A 20,247-nucleotide genomic window follows, 5' to 3' on the forward strand; every position below is an offset into this window, starting at 1 on the left:
CCCGAGAGTGAGAGAAGTCATCCATGAAGCGCTACCTCGTCGCCCTGCTCAGCGCGGCCCTCCTCGGCCTCGCGCCCGTCTCGATGGCATCCGGGGCGACCCCCGAGCCCCCCGCGACCCCCGCGGCCCCCGGCCTGGACGCGATCACCGAGGCCGACAAGGCGCCCGGCACCGGCTGGCCGGCTCCGCAGGGCCGCTCCGCGCGGGCGGTGGCCGTCGAGACCCAGGTGGTCCTGGAGCTCAGCCAGGGCAATGCGCTGCACAACACGGCTCTCACCCTCACCGGCGGGGTGCTGGGCTGGAGCCCCGAGATCAACAACTGGGCGCCGGTGCCCAGCGGCACGGTGACGCTGCACCGACGCTGGAAGGGGACCCAGGCGTGGGTGAGTCAGGGGAGCAGGACGATCACCGGCGAGCTCTTCGTCTACTCCTTCCGCGCCGCGCGCAACGCGGACTACCGGGTGACCTACAACGGGGGCGCCTACGGCAGCTACACCTTCAACACCGCCGCGGCCACCCTCCCGCTGGGCGTCGCGCGCCGCTTCAAGGAGTCCATCACCAAGCGCACGCTGGTCTTCAAGGGCCGCATCGTCCCGTCGTACGCCCGCAAGGCCATCGTGATCCAGCGCAAGACCTGCGCCACCTGCTCGTGGAAGCGTTACGCCAAGGTGCGCACCGACAAGCGCAGCCGCTGGTCGAAGAAGCTGGCCGCCCCGCGCGCCACCGGGCAGCGCTGGTACTTTCGGGCGGTCGCGCCCGGCAGCGCGCAGTACCTCCAGTCCTACTCGCGCGTCGCGGAGACCTTCCGCCGTCGGCGCTGACGAGACCGGAGCAACTGCGTTTGGAAAGTGTCAGGAGCGGGGATCGTCCTCTCCGTCACCTCGGGCTCTGCATCCAGTCAGCAACCACACATCAGGGGAATCAATGCGGATGAATCGTGTCGTCACCGCCGCCGTCTCTGTCGCGATGCTCGGGTTCGCCCCGGCCGCGATCGCGACCACGGCCAACGCCTCCGAGCCCAAGGTCGCGCAGACCAGCAGCACGGCCGAGGCCAGTGTCGAGGCCCGCGCGGCTGCCACGCGCAAGGTCTCGATCGGCTACGGCAACCGTGGGCGTCAGGCCTTCATCAAGGGGAGGGTCGCCCCCCGCTACGGCAAGAAGCCGGTCATCGTCCAGAAGGGCAAGTGCAACGCGACCTCCTGCACCTGGAAGCGGTACAAGAAGGTCAAGACCAACAAGGCCGGCCGCTACAACGTCAACGTCTTCGTCCCGGGCAAGGGCCGAGCCAACTACCGCGTGATGGTCCCCCGCTCGGGTGGCTACAGCGTGTCGTTCAGCAAGCCGGTCAGCCTCTACTGGCGCTGATGCGGACGCGCTAGCGCGCCCCGCACACGGCAACGGGCCGCAGACCCTCAGGGTCTGCGGCCCGTTCTGCGTCTGCCGGACGGCTCAGACGACGGTCCAGGTGTCGCCGCCGCCGATCAGCGCCGCCAGCCGGTCCGCGGGGGCTCCGCTGACGCCCTCGGCGGCCGCACGGACCTGCGCACGCGCCTGGTCGTCGTACGTCGGGCGCTCGACCTGGCGGAAGATCCCGATCGGCGACTGGTTGAGGTAGCCGGAGTCGGTGAGCCGCGAGATGGCGAAGGCCAGCGTCGGGTCGGGGTTGTGGGCGTCGTGGACGAGGATGTCGCCCTCGGCCACGTCGGCGACCTGCACGACCTTCACACCGCCGGTCGCCTCGTCGCGCACGACCCCCTTGGCGCCGTTGCCGAAGAGGATCGGCTCGCCGTGCACGAGCGGGATGATCGCGTCGGCCTTGGTGTCGTTGCTCTTGATCGCGTCGAACGCGCCGTCGTTGAAGATCGGGCAGTTCTGGTAGATCTCGACCAGCGACGTGCCGCGGTGGGCGGCGGCCGCGGAGAGCACCGAGGTGAGGTGCTTGCGATCGGAGTCGATGGTGCGGGCCACGAAGCTGGCCTCCGCGCCCAGCGCCAGCGAGACCGGGTTGAACGGGTGGTCCACCGAGCCCATCGGGGTGGACTTGGTGACCTTGCCGGGCTCGGAGGTGGGGGAGTACTGCCCCTTGGTCAGCCCGTAGATCCGGTTGTTGAACAGCAGGATCGTCATGTTGACGTTGCGGCGCAGGGCGTGGATGAGGTGGTTGCCGCCGATGGACAGCGCGTCGCCGTCACCGGTGACGACCCACACCGAGAGGTCCTCGCGGGCGGTGGCGATGCCGGTCGCGATCGACGGGGCTCGCCCGTGGATGGAGTGCATCCCGTAGGTGTCGAGGTAGTAGGGGAAGCGCGAGGAGCAGCCGATGCCGGAGACGAACACGATGTTCTCGCGGCGCAGGCCGAGGTCGGGCAGGAAGCCCTGGACCGCCTTGAGTACGGCGTAGTCCCCGCAGCCGGGGCACCAGCGCACCTCCTGGTCGGAGGTGAAGTCCTTGCCGGTCTGCGGTGCCTCACCCTCACCCAGCGTCGGGACACCCTCGGTGCCCGAGCGGAGCCCGGGGAAGGGGAGCTCGGTCGAGGTGGTCATCGGACGTCCTCCATCTGCGCGCTGTTGAGATTGACTTCGATGCCCTCGGCGTCCGCGACCAGGCGGCCGATCACGTCGGCGAGCACGGCGGCCTTGAGCGGCATGCCGTTGACCTGGTTGTAGCCGATGGCGTCGACGAGGTACTCGGCGCGCAGCAGCAGGCTGAGCTGGCCCAGGTTCATCTCCGGCACCAGGACCTTGTCGTAGCGCCGGAGGATCTCGCCGAGGTCCTTGGGGAACGGGTTGAGGTGACGCAGGTGCACCTGGGCCACCTCGTAGCCGGCGCGGCGCACGCGGCGTACGCCGGCGCCGATCGGGCCGTACGTCGAGCCCCAGCCCAGCACCAGCACCTTCGCCTTGCCGGAGGGGTCGTCGACCTCCAGCGGCGGCAGCGAGTCCGCGATCCGGTCGATCTTGGCCTGGCGGGTGCGGACCATCAGCTCGTGGTTGGCCGGGTCGTAGGAGATGTTGCCGTGCCCGTCGGCCTTCTCCAGGCCGCCGATGCGGTGCTCGAGGCCGGCCGTGCCGGGGATGGCCCACGGGCGCGCCAGCGTCTCCTCGTCGCGCAGGTAGGGCCAGAACTCCTCGACGCTCTCGCCCTTGGCGTTCGTGCCGGTGTGGTTCGGGCCGGTCGCGAAGCCGGGCTCGATGCGGGGCAGGTCGTCGACGTCGGGGACCTGCCAGGGCTCGGAGCCGTTGGCGAGCATGCCGTCGGAGAGCAGGATCACCGGGGTGCGGTAGGTGACCGCGATCCGGATCGCCTCGACGGCGGCGGCGAAGCAGTCGCCGGGCGACTGCGGGGCCACCACGGGGACGGGGGACTCGCCGTTGCGGCCGAACATCGCCTGGAGCAGGTCGGACTGCTCGGTCTTGGTGGGCAGGCCCGTGGAGGGGCCGCCGCGCTGCACGTTGACCAGCACCAGCGGCAGCTCGGTCATCACCGCCAGGCCCAGGGCCTCGGACTTCAGCGCGACACCCGGCCCCGAGGTCGAGGTGACGCCGAGGTGGCCGGCGAAGGAGGCGCCGATGGCCGCGCCGATACCGGCGATCTCGTCCTCTGCCTGGAACGTGGTGATGCCGAACGACTTGTGCTTGCTCAGCTCGTGGAGGATGTCGGAGGCCGGCGTGATCGGGTAGGTGCCCAGCAGCAGCGGCAGGCCCGACTGCACGCTTCCGGCCACCAGGCCGTAGGCGAGCGCGAGGTTTCCGGTGATGTTGCGGTAGGTCCCCGGCGCCACGGTGGCGGGCTTGATCTCGTAGGAGACCGCGAAGGCCTCGGTGGTCTCGCCGAAGTACCAGCCCTGACGGAACGCGGTGATGTTGGCGTCGCGGATCGCGGGGACCTTGGCGAAGCGCTTCTCCAGGAAGGCGACCGTGGTCTCGGTGGGGCGGCCGTACATCCACGAGACCAGCCCGAGCGCGAACATGTTTTTCGCGCGGGCGGCGTCCTTGCGGGACAGGCCGAACTCCTTGACCGCCTCGACGGTCATCCCGGTCAGGTTCACCGGGTGTACGGCGTACTCGGCGAGCGAGTCGCCCTCGAGGGGGTTCTCGGCGTACCCGGCCTTGGTCAGGTTGCGGCCGGTGAAGTCGTGGGTGTCGACGATGATGATCGCGCCCTTGGGCAGGTCCGCGAGGTTCGCCTTGAGGGCGGCGGGGTTCATCGCGACCAGGACGTCGGGTGCGTCGCCGGGGGTGAGGATGTCGTGGTCGGCGAAGTGCACCTGGAACGACGACACGCCGGGGATGGTGCCCTGGGGTGCGCGGATCTCGGCGGGGAAGTTGGGCAGCGTCGCCAGGTCGTTGCCGAACGACGCGGACTCCTGGGTGAACCGGTCGCCGGTCAGCTGCATCCCGTCGCCGGAGTCGCCGGCGAACCTGATGATGACGCGGTCCAGCTGCTTGACCTGCTTTGCCACCGCAGCAACCTACTTCCTTTGAACACGTGCTGGAGAGCCCGCACCGGAGGGGCGACGCCTACGCAGCGTATGCAGAAACTGAAACGTGTTCCAGTTCTCCCGGTGAGTAACACCGGCACCAGGTGTGCCGAACTACCACGATACCGGGGCCGGTGGTGCCTCCAACCTTGTCTCCCGCACTGGACTGCACCTCCTGGTGACGTGCGACACGCCTGTCGCGATTCGTGAGATCGGCTCCATTTCTCCATTAAGTCACCTATTCTTCTGGACATTGATCAGTAACGCTCCGTGTGGGCGGAAGGTGGGGTTGGGATGAGGAACGCGTTCGTGAGAGCAGCCGCGGTGGCGGTCGTCGCGTCGCTGGGACTGGCGGGGTGCAGCGCTTCGGGGGACAGCACCGGGACCGAGCTGAGCATCGTCGGGTTCGCCGTGCCCGAGGCGGCCAACAAGGCCATCGCCAAGGAGTGGGCCAAGACCGACGACGGCAAGGACGTCACGTTCAAGACGTCGTACGGCGCGTCGGGCGACCAGAGCCGGGCCGTCGCCGAGGGGCTGGACGCCGACTACGTGCACTTCTCCCTGGAGAGCGACGTGACCCGGCTGGTCGAGGCGGGCATGGTCGCCGAGGACTGGAAGGACGGCGAGCACGCCGGCGTGGCTCGCAGTCCACGGTCGTGCTGGTGGTGCGCGAGGGCAACCCGAAGAACATCCAGGGCTGGGACGACATCGTGAAGCCGGGCATCGGCATCATCACCCCGAACCCCGGTTCGTCCGGCTCGGCGCGATGGAACATCCTCGGCGCCTGGGGGCACGTGATCGCCAACGGCGGCACCGAGGAGGACGCCAAGGCGTTCGTCACCAAGTTCTTCGAGAACGCGGTGGCGCTGCCGGGCAGCGGTCGTGACGCCACCAGCGCGTTCACCAGCGGCAACGGCGACGTGCTGATCTCCTACGAGAACGAGGCCATCCTGGCCCGGCAGAGCGGCCAGGAGCTGGAGTACATCGTCCCCGAGGAGACGCTGCTGATCGAGAACACCGGCGCGGTCCTCGAGGACGCCGACCCGCTGGCCGCCAAGTGGCTGGAGTTCGTGCTCTCCGAGGACGGCCAGAAGCAGTTCGCGCTCAGCGGCTTCCGCCCGCTGGTCGACGTCGGCGACGTCGAGGTCAAGGGTGCCAACGACCCGAGCGACCCGTTCCCCGAGCCCGCCACGCTGCTGACCATCGACGAGGACTTCGGCGGCTGGTCCGAGGCCGCCGACAAGTTCTTCGACGAGGAGAGCGGGATCATCCCCGCCATCCAGGCGGAGACCGGGAACCAGTGACCGAACTGCTCGAGACGCCGGACCGGACGACGCGCAAGCGCCGTCCGGTCCGGCCGGTCGGTGCGCTCACCGCCACCAGCGGCCTGGGCCTGGGCGTCTCGATGCTGTGGTTCTCGCTGCTGGTGCTGATCCCGCTGACCGCGGTGATCGCGGCCACGGTCGCGGGCGGCTGGGAGAACTTCTGGACCACGCTCACCAACGACCAGACGATGGCCGCCGTGCGGCTCACGGTCACCCAGGCCGCCCTGGTCACCGTGCTCAACGTGGTGATGGGCACGATCATCGCCTGGGTCCTGGTCCGCGACCAGTTCCCCGGCAAGGTCGTGCTCAACGTCGTCATCGACATCCCGTTCGCGCTGCCGACGATCGTGGCCGGCCTGGTGCTGCTCTCGCTCTACGGCGCCGACAGTCCGCTGGGCATCGACGTCGCCAACACCGAGGCGGCCGTCTTCCTGGCGCTGGCCTTCGTGACGCTCCCGTTCGTGGTGCGCACGGTGCAGCCGGTGCTCGAGGAGCTCGACCACGACGTGGAGGAGGCGGCCGCGTCTCTGGGCGCCTCGCGGCTCACCGTGTTCCGCCGCATCATCCTGCCGAGCCTGGTGCCGGCGATCGCGGCCGGCGCGGCGCTCTCCTTCGCCCGCGGGATCAGCGAGTACGGCTCGCTGGTGCTGCTCAGCGGCAACCTGCCCTACCGCACCGAGGTCGCCTCGGTGCGGGTGCTGACCTACCTGGAGAACGGCAACCGGGCCTCCGCGGCCGCGGTCGCCTCGATCATGCTCGTCGTCGCGCTGCTGGTGATCGTGCTGCTCGACGTCCTGCAGCGGAAGGTGGCGCGTCGTGCTTCGTGAGCCTCGTCCCGTGCGCTGGGGCCTGCGGCTGCTCGCCGTCGGCTACCTGTTCCTGCTGGTCGCCTGGCCGGTCTCGCTGGTCGTCCAGCACACCTTCGCCGACGGCCTGGAGGGGATCCGGGTGGCACTGGCCGACCCGGTGGTCACCCACGCGCTGCGGCTGACCGCGATCGTGGCGGTGATCGCGGTCGTCATCAACCTGGTCTTCGGCGTCGGCATCTCGCTGCTGCTGGTGCGCTACGAGTTCCCCGGCAAGCGGTTGCTGTCCGCGCTCATCGACCTGCCGCTCTCGGTCTCCCCGATCGTGGTCGGCCTGGCCCTGGTGCTGGTCTACAACGGCCGCGACGGCTGGTTCGGCGCACCGCTGGAGAGCGCCGGGGTGCAGGTCATCTTCTCCACCCCCGGCATCGTGATGGCCACCGTCTTCGTCGCGCTCCCGCTGGTGATCCGGGAGGTGGTCCCTGTCCTGGAGGAGATCGGCGACGACATGGAGCAGGCGGCGCGCAGCCTCGGCGCGAACGCCGTACAGACCTTCCGGCGGATCACCCTGCCCAGCATCCGCTGGGCCCTGGTGTACGGCGTGGTGCTGAGCCTGGCGCGCTCGCTGGGGGAGTTCGGCGCCGTCAAGGTCGTCTCCGGCAACGTCGTGGAGCAGACCCAGACCGCCACCCTCGTGGTGGAGCAGAAGTACCAGAACTTCGAGCAGACCACCGCCTACTCCGCGGCGTTCATGCTCGCCTTCGCCTCGGTGCTGTGCATCGTCATCGTTTCCGTCCTGCGACCCAAGGAGAAGACCTCATGAGCATCGAGATCACGGGGGTGACCAAGCGCTTCGGCGACTTCGTGGCGCTCGACGACGTCTCCCTGTCGATCCGCTCCGGCCAGCTCACCGCGCTGCTCGGCCCCTCGGGCGGCGGGAAGTCGACGCTGCTGCGGATCATCGCCGGGCTGGAGAGCGCCGACGAGGGCAGCATCTCCATCGAGGGCAACGAGGCCACCCACCTGCCCCCGCAGAAGCGCAACGTCGGCTTCGTCTTCCAGCACTACGCCGCGTTCAAGCACATGAGCGTGGCCAAGAACGTCGCCTTCGGCCTGGAGATCCGCAACCGGCCCAAGGCGGAGATCGTGCGTCGGGTCGACGAGCTGCTCGAGCTGGTGCACCTCTCGCAGTTCGCCCACCGGCTGCCGGCCCAGCTCTCCGGGGGCCAGCGCCAGCGGATGGCGCTGGCCCGCGCGCTCGCCGTGGAGCCGACCGTGCTGCTGCTCGACGAGCCGTTCGGGGCGCTGGACGCCAAGGTGCGCAAGGAGCTGCGTGACTGGCTGCGCCGCCTGCACGACGAGGTGCACGTGACCACCGTCTTCGTCACCCACGACCAGGAGGAGGCCCTCGAGGTCGCCGACGAGATCGTGGTGATCAACGAGGGGCGCATCGAGCAGGTCGGGACGCCCGACCAGCTCTACGACGAGCCCGCTAACGACTTCGTGATGGGCTTCCTCGGCGAGGTCACCACCCTCGGCGGGCAGCTGCTGCGTCCCCACGACATCGACCTCTCGACCAGCCCGGTCCTGGCCGGCGCGTTCGAGGGCTCGATCTCGCGGATGCTGCGCGTCGGCTTCGAGGTCCGCCTCACCGTCCTCACCGACGACGGCGAGGAGGTCACCGTCGTGCTCACCCGCACCCAGGCCCGCTCGCTGGGCCTGGAGGTGGGCTCGAACGTGTGGGTCACCGCCGCGAACGGCGCGGTGAGCGTGCCGGTGGTGCGGGCGGCGGCGATCGCGTGAGGGCTGTCGATTGCCCGCCCAGTGCGCGCAGCGGACCCCGCGACCGAGCCGGTCAGCGGCCCGCCGCGGCCGCTGCCTAGCCTGAGGGGATGCACCCCGACCCCACCACGCAGCCCCTCGTCACCGCCGCCAGCGTCGAGGAGGCGGCCGAGCGGCTCGTGGAGACCGTCGCGGCGACGCCGCTGCAGCTGAACGCCCGGCTGAGCGCGCGCACCGGCGCCACCGTCTGGCTCAAGCGCGAGGACCTGCAGGTGGTCCGCTCCTACAAGGTGCGCGGCGCCTACAACCTCATCGTCCAGCTCGATCCCGCGGTGCGCGCCCTGGGCGTGGTGTGCGCCAGCGCGGGCAACCACGCCCAGGGCTTCGCGCTCGCCTGCGCGCGCCTCGGCGTACGCGGCACCGTGCACCTGCCGCGCACCACCCCGCGCCAGAAGCGCGAGCGGATCGCGGTGCTCGGCGGCGACGCGGTCGAGGTACGGGTGGTGGGCGACACCTACGACGAGGCGGCCGAGGCAGCCAGCAAGTACGCCGCGGCGACGGGCGCGACGCTGGTGCCGGCCTTCGACGACCCGCGCACCGTCGCCGGCCAGGGGACGGTCGTCCTCGAGGCGATCGAGCAGCTCGGCCACGTCCCCGACGTGGTGGTGCTGCCGGTCGGCGGCGGGGGACTGCTGGCCGGCTCGGTGGCCTGGCTGCGCGAGCGGCACCCCGGCCTGCGCGTGGTCGGCGTGGAGCCCGCCGGGGCCGCGAGCATGGCCGCGGCGCTGGCGGCCGGGGGCCCGGTCGTGCTGGCGAGCATCGACTCCTTCGTCGACGGTGCGGCCGTACGACGGGTGGGCGACGTGCCGTTCGAGCTGGTGCGCGACGCGGGCGTCGAGCTGGTCAGCGTGCCGGAGGGCGGGGTCTGCATGGAGATGCTCGACCTCTACCAGTCCGACGGGATCATCGCCGAGCCCGCCGGAGCGCTGGCCACCGCCGCCCTGGGCACGGCGTACGTGCCGGAGCCGGGCAGCGAGGTGCTGTGCGTGGTCAGCGGCGGCAACAACGACGTCAGCCGCTACGCCGAGATCGTGGAGCGGGCGCTGATCCACGAGGGCCGCAAGCACTACTTCCTGGTGGACTTCCCCCAGGAGCCGGGCGCGCTGCGGCGCTTCCTCGACGACGTCCTCGGCCCGGACGACGACATCGCGCTGTTCGAGTACGTCAAGCGCAACAACCGGGAGACCGGCCCGGCCCTGGTGGGCATCGAGCTCGGCGACCCGGCTGACTACGCGGCGCTGTGGGAGCGGATGCAGGAGGCCCCGCCCCGCATCGAGCGGGTGCCCCCGGACAGCCCGCTCTTCGGCTTCCTGCTCTAGGAGCCCTGCGGGGAGCCGGCGGCGGGGGTCCCCTGCTCGCGCAGCAGCGCGAGCTCCTCGCTGACGGCGAGCAGGGCGAGCACCTGCGCGTGCTGGAGCTGCTGGTCGGTGCTGGCGATCTGCTTGGGGCGGATGCTGCTCAGCGCCTCGAGCGCCTGGGTCCGGAAGTTCATCGATCGCTCCCTGTCGGTCGGCTCAGCGATAGTTGGTGAACTGTACGGCGAACTCCAGGTCCTGGGACTTCACCAGCGCCTGCACCGCCTGCAGATCGTCGCGCTTCTTCGAGGAGACCCGCAGCTCGTCGCCCTGGATCTGCGCCTTGACGCCCTTGGGGCCCTCGTCGCGGATCAGCTTGGAGATCTTCTTGGCGTCCTCGGAGGAGATGCCCTCCTTGAGCGTGATCGAGATCTTCGAGACCTGGCCGGACTGGCGGGGCTCGCCGGCGTCGAGGATCTTCAGCGACTGGTTGCGCTTGATGAGCTTGTCCTTGAACACGTCGAGGACGGCGGTGGCGCGGTCGTCGGCCGAGGCGGTGATCTCGACCCCGTGCTCGCCCTGCCATTCGATGCTGGCGCCGGTGCCCTTGAAGTCGTACCGGGTGGCGATCTCCCGCGCGGTCTGCCCCAGCGCGTTGTCGACCTCCTGGCGGTCGAGCTTGCTGACGATGTCGAACGACGAGTCGGCCATGGGTTTCTCCTTCGTGCCGTCGGGGACGGCGGTTTTCGTCTGTCGGAGGTGCTGCGCTATTCTTTCGTCTTGCTGTCACCGGGCCAACTCGGCACGGAGACCGCGTGGCAGATTGCCCGAGCGGCCAATGGGAGCGGACTGTAAATCCGTCGGCTTATGCCTTCGAAGGTTCGAATCCTTCATCTGCCACAGAACGGCCCCGGTCCTGCGAGAGCAGGGCCGGGGCCTTCTACATTCCCGCGCAGCCCGGGTCGTGTGCCCCACGACGCGCCGGAGCGCGTCCTCAGGCACACGACCCCCGCAGGCCGGCCGGCGCGAGGAACCCGGCCGGCCCACGGGGTGGCTCAGGCGTTCTGCTCCACCGGTACCGCGGGCGCCGGCTGCTCGGGAGCGGTGAGCCCGGCGGTCTTCGCCCGCCAGTTGGTGAACGCGGCGAGCAGGGTGCCGATCGCCATCGCGCTGATCGTGACGCAGAACGCCGCGGTGTAGCCGTGCAGGTCCGCGAGGCGGCCGGCGGTGCTCGAGCCCAGGGCGTAGCCGATGCCGGTGGCGCCGGCCAGCAGCGTCATCGCCAGCCCGATCCGGCTCTGCGGCACGATCCGCTCGCCGAGGGTGAAGACGCCGATCATGTACGGCGCGACGCCGAAGCCGAGCAGGATGACCACCACGACCAGGCCGGCGATGGAGTCGACGAGCAGCAGCGGCAGGGAGAGCAGCAGCAGCGCGCTGGAGGCGACCAGGATCCGCTTCTCGTGGCCGATCCGGTCGGGCAGGTAGACGGTGGCCAGCCCGGCGATGACGCTGCCGATGCCCAGCATGGCGTGGATCAGCCCCGCGAGACCGGCCTGCCCGAACTCGTCGGCGAGCGCCGTCGTACCGGTCTGGGTGGCGCCGAAGAGCATCCCGATGCAGGCCTGGGAGACCAGCAGCGCGACGAACACGCTGGTCACCAGCCGGCCCGAGGAGGGGGTGTGGATGACACCGCCGGTCAGGCGCGCGGTCGGGTGCAGCGCGAACGCACAGCCGAAGATCGCGAGCAGGGCGGCGGCGGTGAGCATCGCCCCGCCGGGGGAGAACGCGACCGCGGCGATGCCGACGATGGCCGGGCCGACCATGAACGAGGCCTCGTCGGCGGCGCCCTCGTAGGAGAACGCGGCGTCGATGAGCTTGCGCTGGTGGTTGCCGGTGCCCTCGGTCATCGGCCGCCAGCGGACCCGCGCCAGCGGACCCACCTGGGGCATCACCAGGCCGGCCAGGGCGGCGGCGCCGACCAGCAGCGGGTCGGCGGCACCGGCGGTGGTCAGCATGACCAGGGTGGTCAGCGCGGCGGCGCCGACCAGGGACTGGATGAGCACGACGGGACGCTGGCCGATCCGGTCGGCCAGGACACCGGCGAACGGCGAGCCGAACGCGTTGGCGACCGCGAGGGCGCCCGCGGCGAGGCCGCCGGTGCCGTAGGAGCCGGTCTCGGTGGAGACCAGCAGCAGCGAGCCCAGTTGGGCCATCGCGAGGGGGATCCGGCCGATGAAGGCGACGAAGACGTAGAAGGGGCCGGCGAGCTGGTAGAGGCGCCGGTAGGAGGCAAGAGGGGACACGCGTGATCTTTCGGGTGCGACGGACTGCGCGTCGAACCCACCACCAAGACGCGCCTAAACCCTTTGCTCGGACCATGGTAGACAAGCCGGGTCACGATGCTCGATTCGGTGCGGGTGTCAGGTCCAGGCTCGGGGGAGCGGATGACCGCAGGACGCAGCAGGTACGGCGGGTGGCTCGCCGGCGGCGTCCTGGCCTGCTCGCTGCTCGCGCACCTGCTGGTGCTGACGACGCTGGACCGGCCCAGCTTCGTGGACCTGCACGTCTACCTCGCCGAGGGCCGCGCGGTGCGCGAGGGCATCGACCTCTACGCGCCGTTGCCCGGGCAGCACGGCCTGGCCACCTACCCGCCGTTCGCGGCGCTGCTCTTCGTGCCGGGGTCGTTCTGGCCGGAGACGGTGGCCGAGTCGGTCTCGGTGTTCCTCAACGCGGGGCTGGTGGTGCTGGCGGCGTTGCTCTCGGTGCGGCTGGTGGCGGGCGCCTGGACGCGCGACGTACTCGTGGGGTCGGCGCTGCTGGGCGCGGCGGCGCTGTGGGCCGAGCCGGTGGTGCTGACCAGCCGCTTCGGTCAGATCAACCTGGCGCTGCTGTGCCTGGTGCTGGGCGACGCGGCGCTGCCGGCGGGCTCGCGGCTCAAGGGGGTCGGGATCGGGTTGGCCGCCGCGATCAAGGTGACGCCGGCGATCTTCATCGTGCACCTGCTGCTGACCGGCCGGTTCCGGGCCGCGCTCACCGCCTGCCTGAGCGCCGCCGCGGCGGTGCTGGTCTCGCTGGCGGTGACGCCTCAGGCGACCTGGGACTACTGGACCCGGTACCTCTTCGACGCCGAGCGGGTGGGCCGGCTGGAGAACTCCATCAACCAGACCGTGCGCGGGTGGCTGGTGCGCGCCACCCACACCCGCGAGGCGAGCGCGGCCGAGCTGGTGGTGATCGCGGTGGTGCTCCTCGCCGGGCTGGCGATCGCGGCGCTGGCGCACCGCGAGCTCGGCGGGGCGTGGGGGCTGCTCGCGGCGGCGTTCACCGGGCTGGTGGTCTCGCCGATCTCGTGGAGCCACCACTGGGTCTGGTGCATCCCGGCGCTCGCGCTGTGCTGGCGCGAGTGTCGCTGGCTGGCGGTGCTGGGGGTCGCGGTGTTCGGCTCGTCCGTGGTGTGGTGGGTCCCGCACGGCGACCGCGTCGAGCTGGACCTGACGCCGTGGCAGGTCGCGATGTCGGGCTGGTACGTCGTGTTCGCGCTGGCGTTCCTCGCGGTGACGGCCGCGCGGGTACGTCGCGCGCGGGCGGCGCGCAGGCAGGGCGCGGAGGCCGCTCAGCGCGCCGGCAGCACCGTCCCGCGCACCTCGCCCAGCGCGATCCGCCCCCCGGCCGACCCGGGCGCGGTGTAGCGCAGCACCACCTCGTCGCCGTCCTCGAGCGCGGTGCGGACCTCCTCGCCGACCGCGAACGGCTCACGCCAGCCCCAGCTCAGCTCGAGCAGCGAGCCGCGCTGGCCGGGCTCGGAGCCGGAGACGGTGCCGGAGGCGAAGAGGTCGCCGGGGCGGGTGGAGGCGCCGTTCACGGTCAGGTGGGCGAGCATCTGCGCGGGCGACCAGTACATCGAGCGGTACGGCGGGCGGGACACGACGTGACCGCAGATCTCCACCTCGATCGCGATGTCCAGACCGGCGGCGCCCTCGACGCGCAGGTAGTCCAGCGGCTCGGGGTCCTGGCCGGGCAGGTCGACCCAGGCGTGGGCGAGCGCGTCGAGCGGGGTGACCCAGGCGGAGATGCTGGTGGCGAACGACTTGCCGAGGAAGGGGCCCAGCGGCACGTACTCCCAGGCCTGCAGGTCACGCGCGGACCAGTCGTTGAGCCCGACGACGCCGAAGACGTGCTCGGCGAAGTCGGCGGTGGAGATCGCCTCGCCGAGCGCGGTGCCGGTGCCGACGACGAAGCCGAGCTCGGCCTCGAGGTCCAGGCGGGTGCTGGGGCCGAACAGCGGCGCGGCGTCGTCGGCGCCCTTGCGCTGCCCGTGCGGGCGGACGATGGCGGTGCCGGAGGGGACGACGGTGCCGGCCCGGCCGTGGTAGCCGACCGGGAGGTGGCGCCAGTTCGGCAGCAGCGGCTCCTGGCCGGGGCGCAGGATCCGCCCCACGTTGGAGGCGTGCTGCTCGGAGGCGTAGAAGTCCACGTAGTCGCCGACCCGGAACGGCATCCGCAGGCGCACCTCGCTCAGCGGCACCAGGTACGGCTCGGCGGCGTCGCGTCCGGTCTCCTCACCGAGCAGGTCCACCAGCCAGTGCCGCACCGCGGTCCAGGTGTGGCGCCCGGAGGCGAGGAACGCGTTGAGCGAGTCCTCCTCGAACAGGTGGGCGATCTCGGGCAGGTCGGTCGCGGCGGCCGGGGCCAGGTCGAGGACGAGGTCCCCGATCCGCACCCCCACCCGGGCCGCCTCGCCCGGCGGCTCGAACACGCCGTACGGCAGGTTGTCGACGTCCCACGGCGATCCGGCCGCGCCCGGTACCCAGCTGCTCATGGCTACTCCTCGGTGGTCAGCAGGCCCAGCGCCCGCAGGTCGGTCAACGGCTCGTCGACGCTGCACGAGCCGAAGGAGGTGAACCAGCGCCGGGTGCGCGCCATCGTGTCGTCGCCGTGCTCGCGCCAGCGGGCGAGCAGCGCGGCGGGGTCGCGCTCGTCGAGCAGCGCGGTCACCGCCTCGCGGGGCTCGCCGTCGAAGGCGGCGCGGGTGGCGAGCAGCAGGTTGAGGAAGCCGTGCCGGGTCAGCCCGTCGCCGCCCGGGGCGTCGTCGGTGTGGCGGACCGCGCGGTGCAGCCCGGCGGTGCACTTGAACGCCAGCTCCCGGTCCAGCGCGGCGTCGATCCAGGCGGCGAGGGTGGCGACGGACGGGATCTGGTCGGCCGCGGCGCCGCCGGTGCGCAGCTTCAGCGACAGCTCGGCGGAGGCGATCTCGTCGGCGGCGGCCAGCCAGGAGGGGCGCGGGTCCTGGGCGGGCAGCTCGACGTGCACGGGGGTGTCCTCGTCGAGGAGCCCCTCGGTGCGGGCGGCGTCGACGGCGGCGATGACGCGGCGTGCGTTGCCGGCGAGGTCGTCGAGGTCGCGCAGCGCGATCTCCAGCCCGGCCGGCGCGGCAGGGCTGCGCTCGAGCTGGCGCAGCGCCCCGGGGATCGCGCCGGCGCCGCCGGTGACCACGACCGAGACCGGCACCGGGGCCGTCACCTGGGAGAGCTGCACGTCGGGGACCACGAAGGAGCGCACGAACGCCGCCTCGGGGCGCTCGCCGCGCGCGACGTACGCCGCGAGCGCGTCGGGCAGCGCGGCGTCCCCGGGCGGGAACACCGCGGCATCGTCGAGGAGGCCGCGGAAGGCGGCGGGCCACCCGGCGGACGGGGCAGAGGAGGGGGTGGGCGTTGACACGAGAGCTACTCTAACCACGAGACAGATAGCGGACGAAGATGTTCGGTTATCGGTGTCCGGCCAGTGATCGGGAGCGACTGATGGCCCACTACCGCAGCGTCGGCGCGGTGCCGCCGAAGCGCCACACCCAGTTCCGGGGCCCCGAGGGGCGGCTGCGCCGCGAGGAGCTGATGGGGGAGGAGGGCTTCTCCTCGGACTCCTCGCTGCTCTACCACCGCGGCGTGCCCTCGGCGATCACCGCATCGCAGGTCTGGGAGCTGCCCGACCAGACCCGGGTGCCGAACCACCCGCTGAAGCCGCGCCACCTGAGGCTGCACGAGCTGAAGACCGGGCCCGACGCGGTCACCGACCGGCGGGTGGTGCTGGCCAACGCCGACGTCCGGATCGCCTACGTGGTGACCGGGACGGAGCCCTCGGCGCTCTACCGCAACGCGATCGGCGACGAGTGCGTCTTCGTCGAGCGGGGCTCGGGCGCGGTGGAGACGGTGTTCGGGATGCTGACCTACCGGGCGGGGGACTACGTGGTGATCCCGCGGGCGACGACGCACCGCTGGGAGCCGGTGGAGGAGTCCGCGCTGTACGTGGTGGAGGCCAACTCCCACATCGCGCCGCCGCGGCGCTACCTCTCGCGCTACGGGCAGCTGCTCGAGCACGCGCCGTACTGCGAGCGCGACCTGCGGGGCCCGAGTGAGCCGCTGCTGGTGACCGGCGAGGGCATCGACGTGCTGGTCAAGCACCGCGTCGCCGGGCGCATCGTCGGCACCCGGATGACGTACGCGACCCACCCCTTCGACGTGGTCGGCTGGGACGGCTGCCTGTATCCGTGGACGCTCAACGTCGAGGACTTCGAGCCGATCACCGGGCGGGTGCACCAGCCGCCGCCGGTGCACCAGGTGTTCGAGGGGCACAACTTCGTGATCTGCAACTTCGTGCCGCGCAAGGTCGACTACCACCCGCTCGCGGTGCCGGTGCCCTACTACCACTCCAACGTGGACTCCGACGAGGTGATGTTCTACGTCGCCGGGGACTACGAGGCGCGCAAGGGCTCGGGGATCGGGCGGGGCTCGATCTCGCTGCACCCCGGCGGCTACGCGCACGGCCCGCAGCCCTCGGCGATCGAGGCGTCGCTGGGCGCGGAGTCGTTCGACGAGCTGGCGGTGATGGTGGACACCTTCGCGCCGCTGGAGCTGGCCGAGGGCGGGCTGGCGGTCGAGGATCCGGCCTACGCGTGGACCTGGGCGGCCGACCCCGGGTCCACGCCCTGATCGCCGCGGGACCGGCGCGCGCTGAGTGTCTCGGGTCAGCCGGCCGGTGGCGTCCACAGCCAAGGGTCGGCGACGAGCTCACCCTCGCCGTCCCTGCCGTCGGCGCGCGAGCCGGTCCACCGCTGCCCGCCGAACACGAAGAGGCTGCGGCCCAGCGCCGTGCTGGAGTCGTCGTAGACGTCCTCGCGGCCGGGCGGCGCCGGGATCCGCACGTAGTCCTGCGCGACGCTGTCGTAGACGAGCAGCTGGTGGGCGGAGGCCATCTCACCGACGCTGTTCGGGATGTCGTAGACGGCCCGGCGGCGCTCCAGCACGCCCCTCAGGTCGACGTTCTCGCCGACATGCCGGGGCATCTCGGACCACGTCCAGGTGTCGGGGTCGAGCAGCCACCCCGGTGACGTGATGAAGTGGCCGTTGAGCAGCGGGCCCCGGTCGGTCGCCAGCAGCTGGTAGCCCGGTCCCGGAGCGTCGGGGAGCGCGGTCCACTCGCCGGCGGCGAGGTCGAGCCGCGCGAACTGCTTCGCGGAGTCCTCGCCCGCCTCGGTCGCGGAGATGGGTGAACCGGCGAGGACCAGCTGGTCGCCGGTCGCCACGATGGAGCGGTCGTAACTGCGCTCCATCGGGTCGTCGGGCAGCGTCGTCCAGGCCGCTGTCGCGGGGTCGTAGAGCAGATCGGCGACCTCCCCGCCCTCGTCGCTGTCGGAGTGGACCAGCAGGCGCTTGTCGACCCGTGCCAGGTAGCGGTGGTGCTTCGGGCCGGGCACCGCGCCGTGATCGGTCCAGCGGTCCTCGGCCAGGTCGTAGGCGAGCAACCGCGGGCGAGCGCCACACATCGGGCCGTCCGCGCAGTCGGTGAGCAGGTACGCCGACCCGTTCAGCGCGGCGGTGCCGTGCTCCTGCCGGATCAGCCCGAACGGCGGCGAGGCGATCGGCCTCCACGAGTCGGTGGCCAGGTCGAAGACGGCGCCATCGTCGAGAAGCGGCCCCTCGGGCGTCGCGCAGTCGGCCGTCGGCGGGCAGAGGAACTCCCACCCGCCGACCACCAGCATCCGCTCGCCGACGCCGACCACCACCGCGTGGTCGCGGGGAGTCAGCGGAGCCTCCGGCAGCCGGCGCCACTGCTCGGTGGCCTGCTCGTCGGCTTTCGGCGGTGTGGCGTCGGTCGAGTCGTTCGAGCAGGCCGCGAGCGTCAGCGCGGCGAGGCAGGCGGTGAGGGCGGCGCGAAGTGGCGTCATGTCGACATGGACGGGGATGGGGGTGGGTTGGTTCCTGAGTCAGTGGCGTTCGGTGCGTTGGGCGGGACCAGCCCGGAGGACGGACTGGTCGTGGTCGAGCAGCTCGACCTGCGCGTACCGCAGTGGCAGTGGGTCCGAGGCCATGAAGACGACGACCTCGTTGAAGACCTGGTCGGTCAGCACTCGGCCGGTCATCGGGTCGACCAGCCGTGCGGCGTACGCCGACGGGTCGGTCACCCAACCTCCGAACACGGCGGGCCGTCTGGCTCCGCCCCAGCCGCCGTAGGTCGTGAGGACCTCGTCGGAGTCCACCGGGCCCGGGTCGCCGGCCCATCCACCCGAGGGCCGCCACGCTCCCTCACGGTTGCGAGTCAAGCCGAGGAACTCGAGAGCGGCAGACTCCTGGCCACGCAGTCAACCGCCGGCGCGTCCGCTCGTAGGTCGGCCGGTTCCCCGCCTGTGCAGGGCTCCTGCATGTGGGGTCATGTCGGAAGTGCGGCAACCGGGCCGCGGCATTCCACCCAGAATGCAGCGACACGTTCCGTCGTCGAGTGCGTTCGGGCGACGCTGTCCACCGCGCAGTGTTGCCAGCCGCCCGCGAGTCGACCCGTCCCGAATGGAGCCTCCGGACGGGCGATCCCGGCCGCCGGTAGGGGCGCAGCGTGAAGAGGCGTACGAGCACCGCTGTGGGGTTCCTCGACGGACTGCTCGACCGGGTCGTTTCGGGGATCTCATGTCGACACCCCGCACCCAGGGGTCACCTTTCAGCCCGGCCGGCCGACTGTCTCCACCGCCTCCATGAACGTTTGCCACTGCGTGACAAGTTCCTCGAGTTGCGTGCGTCCTGCGGCCGTGAGTTCGTAGACCTTGCGGGCCGGGCCCGACTCGCTCTGCTCCCACTGAGCCACGATCGCTCCCTCGTCCTGGAGGCGTACGAGCACGGGGTAGAGCTGCGCGCCCTTGATCGGCTGTAGTCCCGCAGCCACGAGAGCCTGCGAGATGCCGTACCCATGTCGCGGCGCGACCGCGAGCGCGCTCAGGATGAGCATCGGCAACGAGGCTCGCTGCCAGGCGGCCAGGCTCACTGCCCCTTCGCCCACGGTCGGTCGCCCCACCTGACGATCGGGGCGATGGCCCCGGCGAGCAGGAAGGCCACGGCCACCGGGATCGACATGACTCCCCAGATCTGGTTCACGATCATGAGTGCCCCGATGGCCAGCGGAGCGCCCGTGCCGGCCACCGTGGACAGCCACCAGCGTCGCTTCCGCGCGGTGCGGTCTGCCGTGGCCACTTCGCGGGCCAGGGTCAGCGGGTGGCCGAACTCCGCAAAGGCCGCCGTCTTCCCCGTCACCAGCGACTGCTCGATCTCGGCGACGTGGCCCCGGGCGGTGGTGGCCGGCACCAGATGAGCCCGCAGGCTTCCCCGGAAGCGACGCAGCCACTGGGCGTCGTCCCAGCACTCTTGGGATTCCCGCTGGGTCATCCGACTCGAGGCCACGAGCGCGGCGACGCCTGGAGCAAGCATCCCCAGAGCCAGGAGTGGCGTCGGCACGTCGCTCGCCGCGATGTGGCCGGCGCCCAGGCTCGCTGCGGAGGCGATGCCTGCGAGTGCGGCCGCGCCGGAGGCGATCAGCACTCCAACCGCCGCGGCCGAACGACCGGCAGCGAACAGCGCTCGACTGACGACCCAACCCACAAAGACGACCAGCACGCCGCCGGCGACCAGAACCAACGCGATGTCGATGTCGACCGACCAGCCCTCACGGACGATCAGGAGCAGCACTGCGACGATGCCGGCCCCCATCAAAGTGTTGCCGACCTCCCGCAGCGCTGGCCGCAGGCCACCACCCAGGGATGCGCGTACCTCCTCGTCCACAGTCGCAAGCTCGGCAGCGTCTTCTGCCGCGAGCACATCGGCGTCTCCGAAGAGCTCGGCCGCGGGTACCTCCGCTTCGCGCACCGCGCTGAGCAGCTCATGCTCGCGCTGCTCGAGGGCATACGCCGGAACGTGCTTGTCCGCGATCGACATCCGGTAGCGCGCCACCCACCCCTGGTCCCTCACGGGCCATGCCGTCGTGTCCTTCATTGGGGCCCCCGGTGTGTATCTAGATCGAATATGTACCTAGAGAAAACCACGGCAGCCATACTCAAGGCAAGTTTCGCCGCCGCGGTTCGGTCGTGCGCGACTCAGGTTCGACTTACCGGCTCCCTTCTGTTGTCAACCGGTCCGGCGTAGCGTCTTGTCCGCGGGTCCGGGAAGTGGCTGATCCGAAGTGTCGA

Annotated in this window: 21 protein-coding genes and 1 tRNA gene; 11 read left to right on the forward strand and 11 right to left on the reverse strand. The window is 71.3% G+C overall.

All coding sequences use genetic code 11. The annotated features are described in order from the left end of the window. The first annotated feature begins 23 nt into the window (after nucleotides 1-23). Nucleotides 24-821, forward strand: coding sequence for a hypothetical protein (locus AC6EI4_RS18700; protein ID WP_498452381.1), 798 nt, complete (start codon nucleotides 24-26; stop codon nucleotides 819-821). A 103-nt stretch (nucleotides 822-924) separates the two neighbouring features. After that, a complete protein-coding gene (locus AC6EI4_RS18705; RefSeq protein ID WP_498420640.1) occupies nucleotides 925-1,365 on the forward strand; it encodes a hypothetical protein in 441 nt (146 codons plus the stop codon). An 84-nt stretch (nucleotides 1,366-1,449) separates the two neighbouring features. On the opposite strand, the gene AC6EI4_RS18710 is transcribed toward AC6EI4_RS18705, so the two are convergent. Both AC6EI4_RS18710 and AC6EI4_RS18715 read right to left on the reverse strand, forming a co-directional pair. Then, nucleotides 1,450-2,544: a 2-oxoacid:ferredoxin oxidoreductase subunit beta gene (locus AC6EI4_RS18710; protein WP_498452382.1), complete on the reverse strand. Its 1,095-nt coding sequence runs from the start codon at nucleotides 2,542-2,544 to the stop codon at nucleotides 1,450-1,452. Beyond that, a complete protein-coding gene (locus AC6EI4_RS18715; RefSeq protein WP_498452383.1) occupies nucleotides 2,541-4,463 on the reverse strand; it encodes a 2-oxoacid:acceptor oxidoreductase subunit alpha in 1,923 nt (640 codons plus the stop codon). Before AC6EI4_RS18715 ends, AC6EI4_RS18710 begins: the two co-directional genes overlap by 4 nt. Nucleotides 4,464-4,775: 312 nt before the next feature. On the opposite strand from AC6EI4_RS18715, the gene AC6EI4_RS18720 reads away from it, so the two are divergent. The 6 genes from AC6EI4_RS18720 (at nucleotide 4,776) to ilvA (ending at nucleotide 9,773) form a co-directional block, all read left to right on the forward strand. After that, a complete protein-coding gene (locus AC6EI4_RS18720) occupies nucleotides 4,776-5,195 on the forward strand; it encodes a substrate-binding domain-containing protein (RefSeq protein WP_498452384.1) in 420 nt (139 codons plus the stop codon). Beyond that, nucleotides 5,138-5,785: an extracellular solute-binding protein gene (locus tag AC6EI4_RS18725; protein WP_498452385.1), complete on the forward strand. Its 648-nt coding sequence runs from the start codon at nucleotides 5,138-5,140 to the stop codon at nucleotides 5,783-5,785. The genes AC6EI4_RS18720 and AC6EI4_RS18725 overlap by 58 nt, the downstream gene beginning before the upstream one ends. After that, the gene (cysT, locus tag AC6EI4_RS18730) at nucleotides 5,782-6,633 is read left to right on the forward strand and encodes a sulfate ABC transporter permease subunit CysT (RefSeq protein WP_498452386.1); all 852 of its coding nucleotides are present in this window, start codon (nucleotides 5,782-5,784) and stop codon (nucleotides 6,631-6,633) included. Before AC6EI4_RS18725 ends, cysT begins: the two co-directional genes overlap by 4 nt. Next, nucleotides 6,623-7,435 carry a sulfate ABC transporter permease gene (locus AC6EI4_RS18735; RefSeq protein WP_498420650.1) on the forward strand — a complete coding sequence of 271 codons (813 nt, stop codon included), beginning with the start codon at nucleotides 6,623-6,625 and terminating at the stop codon, nucleotides 7,433-7,435. Before cysT ends, AC6EI4_RS18735 begins: the two co-directional genes overlap by 11 nt. Continuing rightward, entirely contained in the window at nucleotides 7,432-8,415 is a 984-nt protein-coding gene (locus tag AC6EI4_RS18740; protein ID WP_498420652.1) for a sulfate/molybdate ABC transporter ATP-binding protein, read from the forward strand. Before AC6EI4_RS18735 ends, AC6EI4_RS18740 begins: the two co-directional genes overlap by 4 nt. Nucleotides 8,416-8,504: 89 nt before the next feature. Beyond that, complete coding sequence (gene ilvA, locus AC6EI4_RS18745; protein ID WP_498452387.1) at nucleotides 8,505-9,773, forward strand: threonine ammonia-lyase IlvA; 1,269 nt, start codon at nucleotides 8,505-8,507, stop codon at nucleotides 9,771-9,773. Here the strand turns inward: ilvA and AC6EI4_RS18750 are convergent. Both AC6EI4_RS18750 and AC6EI4_RS18755 read right to left on the reverse strand, forming a co-directional pair. Next, nucleotides 9,770-9,946, reverse strand: coding sequence for a hypothetical protein (locus AC6EI4_RS18750; protein ID WP_498420654.1), 177 nt, complete (start codon nucleotides 9,944-9,946; stop codon nucleotides 9,770-9,772). The genes ilvA and AC6EI4_RS18750 overlap by 4 nt on opposite strands. A 22-nt stretch (nucleotides 9,947-9,968) precedes the next feature. Then, the gene (locus AC6EI4_RS18755) at nucleotides 9,969-10,460 is read right to left on the reverse strand and encodes a YajQ family cyclic di-GMP-binding protein (protein WP_498420657.1); all 492 of its coding nucleotides are present in this window, start codon (nucleotides 10,458-10,460) and stop codon (nucleotides 9,969-9,971) included. 106 nt (nucleotides 10,461-10,566) lie between these two features. Here AC6EI4_RS18755 and AC6EI4_RS18760 point away from each other — a divergent pair. After that, nucleotides 10,567-10,649 (forward strand) — tRNA-Tyr (locus AC6EI4_RS18760). Nucleotides 10,650-10,804: 155 nt separating this feature from the next. On the opposite strand, the gene AC6EI4_RS18765 is transcribed toward AC6EI4_RS18760, so the two are convergent. Then, a complete protein-coding gene (locus AC6EI4_RS18765; protein ID WP_498420659.1) occupies nucleotides 10,805-12,055 on the reverse strand; it encodes an MFS transporter in 1,251 nt (416 codons plus the stop codon). 141 nt (nucleotides 12,056-12,196) lie between these two features. Between AC6EI4_RS18765 and AC6EI4_RS18770 the strand changes: the two genes are divergently transcribed. Continuing rightward, nucleotides 12,197-13,438: a glycosyltransferase 87 family protein gene (locus AC6EI4_RS18770; RefSeq protein WP_498452388.1), complete on the forward strand. Its 1,242-nt coding sequence runs from the start codon at nucleotides 12,197-12,199 to the stop codon at nucleotides 13,436-13,438. On the opposite strand, the gene fahA is transcribed toward AC6EI4_RS18770, so the two are convergent. Continuing rightward, a complete protein-coding gene (fahA, locus tag AC6EI4_RS18775; protein WP_498452389.1) occupies nucleotides 13,363-14,568 on the reverse strand; it encodes a fumarylacetoacetase in 1,206 nt (401 codons plus the stop codon). The two genes, AC6EI4_RS18770 and fahA, sit on opposite strands and share 76 nt — an antisense overlap. A 2-nt stretch (nucleotides 14,569-14,570) precedes the next feature. Further along, the gene (locus tag AC6EI4_RS18780) at nucleotides 14,571-15,467 is read right to left on the reverse strand and encodes a hypothetical protein (protein WP_498452390.1); all 897 of its coding nucleotides are present in this window, start codon (nucleotides 15,465-15,467) and stop codon (nucleotides 14,571-14,573) included. 80 nt (nucleotides 15,468-15,547) lie between these two features. Here AC6EI4_RS18780 and AC6EI4_RS18785 point away from each other — a divergent pair, with 80 nt between their 5' ends. Then, nucleotides 15,548-16,732, forward strand: coding sequence for a homogentisate 1,2-dioxygenase (locus tag AC6EI4_RS18785; RefSeq protein WP_498452391.1), 1,185 nt, complete (start codon nucleotides 15,548-15,550; stop codon nucleotides 16,730-16,732). Nucleotides 16,733-16,767: 35 nt separating this feature from the next. Here AC6EI4_RS18785 and AC6EI4_RS18790 read toward each other — a convergent pair whose 3' ends face one another. The 4 genes from AC6EI4_RS18790 to AC6EI4_RS18805 form a co-directional block, all read right to left on the reverse strand. Next, complete coding sequence (locus AC6EI4_RS18790) at nucleotides 16,768-17,967, reverse strand: Kelch repeat-containing protein (protein WP_498452392.1); 1,200 nt, start codon at nucleotides 17,965-17,967, stop codon at nucleotides 16,768-16,770. 39 nt (nucleotides 17,968-18,006) lie between these two features. Then, entirely contained in the window at nucleotides 18,007-18,342 is a 336-nt protein-coding gene (locus AC6EI4_RS18795; RefSeq protein WP_498452393.1) for a hypothetical protein, read from the reverse strand. A gap of 389 nt (nucleotides 18,343-18,731) precedes the next feature. Next, on the reverse strand, nucleotides 18,732-19,052 hold the full coding sequence (locus AC6EI4_RS18800; RefSeq protein ID WP_498452394.1) for a PadR family transcriptional regulator: 321 nt from the start codon (nucleotides 19,050-19,052) through the stop codon (nucleotides 18,732-18,734). Continuing rightward, complete coding sequence (locus tag AC6EI4_RS18805) at nucleotides 19,049-20,053, reverse strand: hypothetical protein (RefSeq protein ID WP_498452395.1); 1,005 nt, start codon at nucleotides 20,051-20,053, stop codon at nucleotides 19,049-19,051. Before AC6EI4_RS18805 ends, AC6EI4_RS18800 begins: the two co-directional genes overlap by 4 nt. Nucleotides 20,054-20,247 lie beyond the last annotated feature (194 nt).

Source organism: Nocardioides sp. Z43_10, assembly GCF_059766615.1.

Coding starts and splice junctions, on each gene's coding strand:
- AC6EI4_RS18700 (WP_498452381.1), top strand. CDS start 24: ATGAAGCGCTACCTCGTCGCCCTGCTCAGCGCGGCCCTCCTCGGCCTC.
- AC6EI4_RS18705 (WP_498420640.1), top strand. CDS start 925: ATGCGGATGAATCGTGTCGTCACCGCCGCCGTCTCTGTCGCGATGCTC.
- AC6EI4_RS18710 (WP_498452382.1), bottom strand. CDS start 2,544: ATGACCACCTCGACCGAGCTCCCCTTCCCCGGGCTCCGCTCGGGCACC.
- AC6EI4_RS18720 (WP_498452384.1), top strand. CDS start 4,776: ATGAGGAACGCGTTCGTGAGAGCAGCCGCGGTGGCGGTCGTCGCGTCG.
- AC6EI4_RS18740 (WP_498420652.1), top strand. CDS start 7,432: ATGAGCATCGAGATCACGGGGGTGACCAAGCGCTTCGGCGACTTCGTG.
- ilvA (WP_498452387.1), top strand. CDS start 8,505: ATGCACCCCGACCCCACCACGCAGCCCCTCGTCACCGCCGCCAGCGTC.
- AC6EI4_RS18750 (WP_498420654.1), bottom strand. CDS start 9,946: ATGAACTTCCGGACCCAGGCGCTCGAGGCGCTGAGCAGCATCCGCCCC.
- AC6EI4_RS18755 (WP_498420657.1), bottom strand. CDS start 10,460: ATGGCCGACTCGTCGTTCGACATCGTCAGCAAGCTCGACCGCCAGGAG.
- AC6EI4_RS18770 (WP_498452388.1), top strand. CDS start 12,197: ATGACCGCAGGACGCAGCAGGTACGGCGGGTGGCTCGCCGGCGGCGTC.
- fahA (WP_498452389.1), bottom strand. CDS start 14,568: ATGAGCAGCTGGGTACCGGGCGCGGCCGGATCGCCGTGGGACGTCGAC.
- AC6EI4_RS18785 (WP_498452391.1), top strand. CDS start 15,548: ATGGCCCACTACCGCAGCGTCGGCGCGGTGCCGCCGAAGCGCCACACC.
- AC6EI4_RS18790 (WP_498452392.1), bottom strand. CDS start 17,967: ATGACGCCACTTCGCGCCGCCCTCACCGCCTGCCTCGCCGCGCTGACG.
- AC6EI4_RS18805 (WP_498452395.1), bottom strand. CDS start 20,053: ATGAAGGACACGACGGCATGGCCCGTGAGGGACCAGGGGTGGGTGGCG.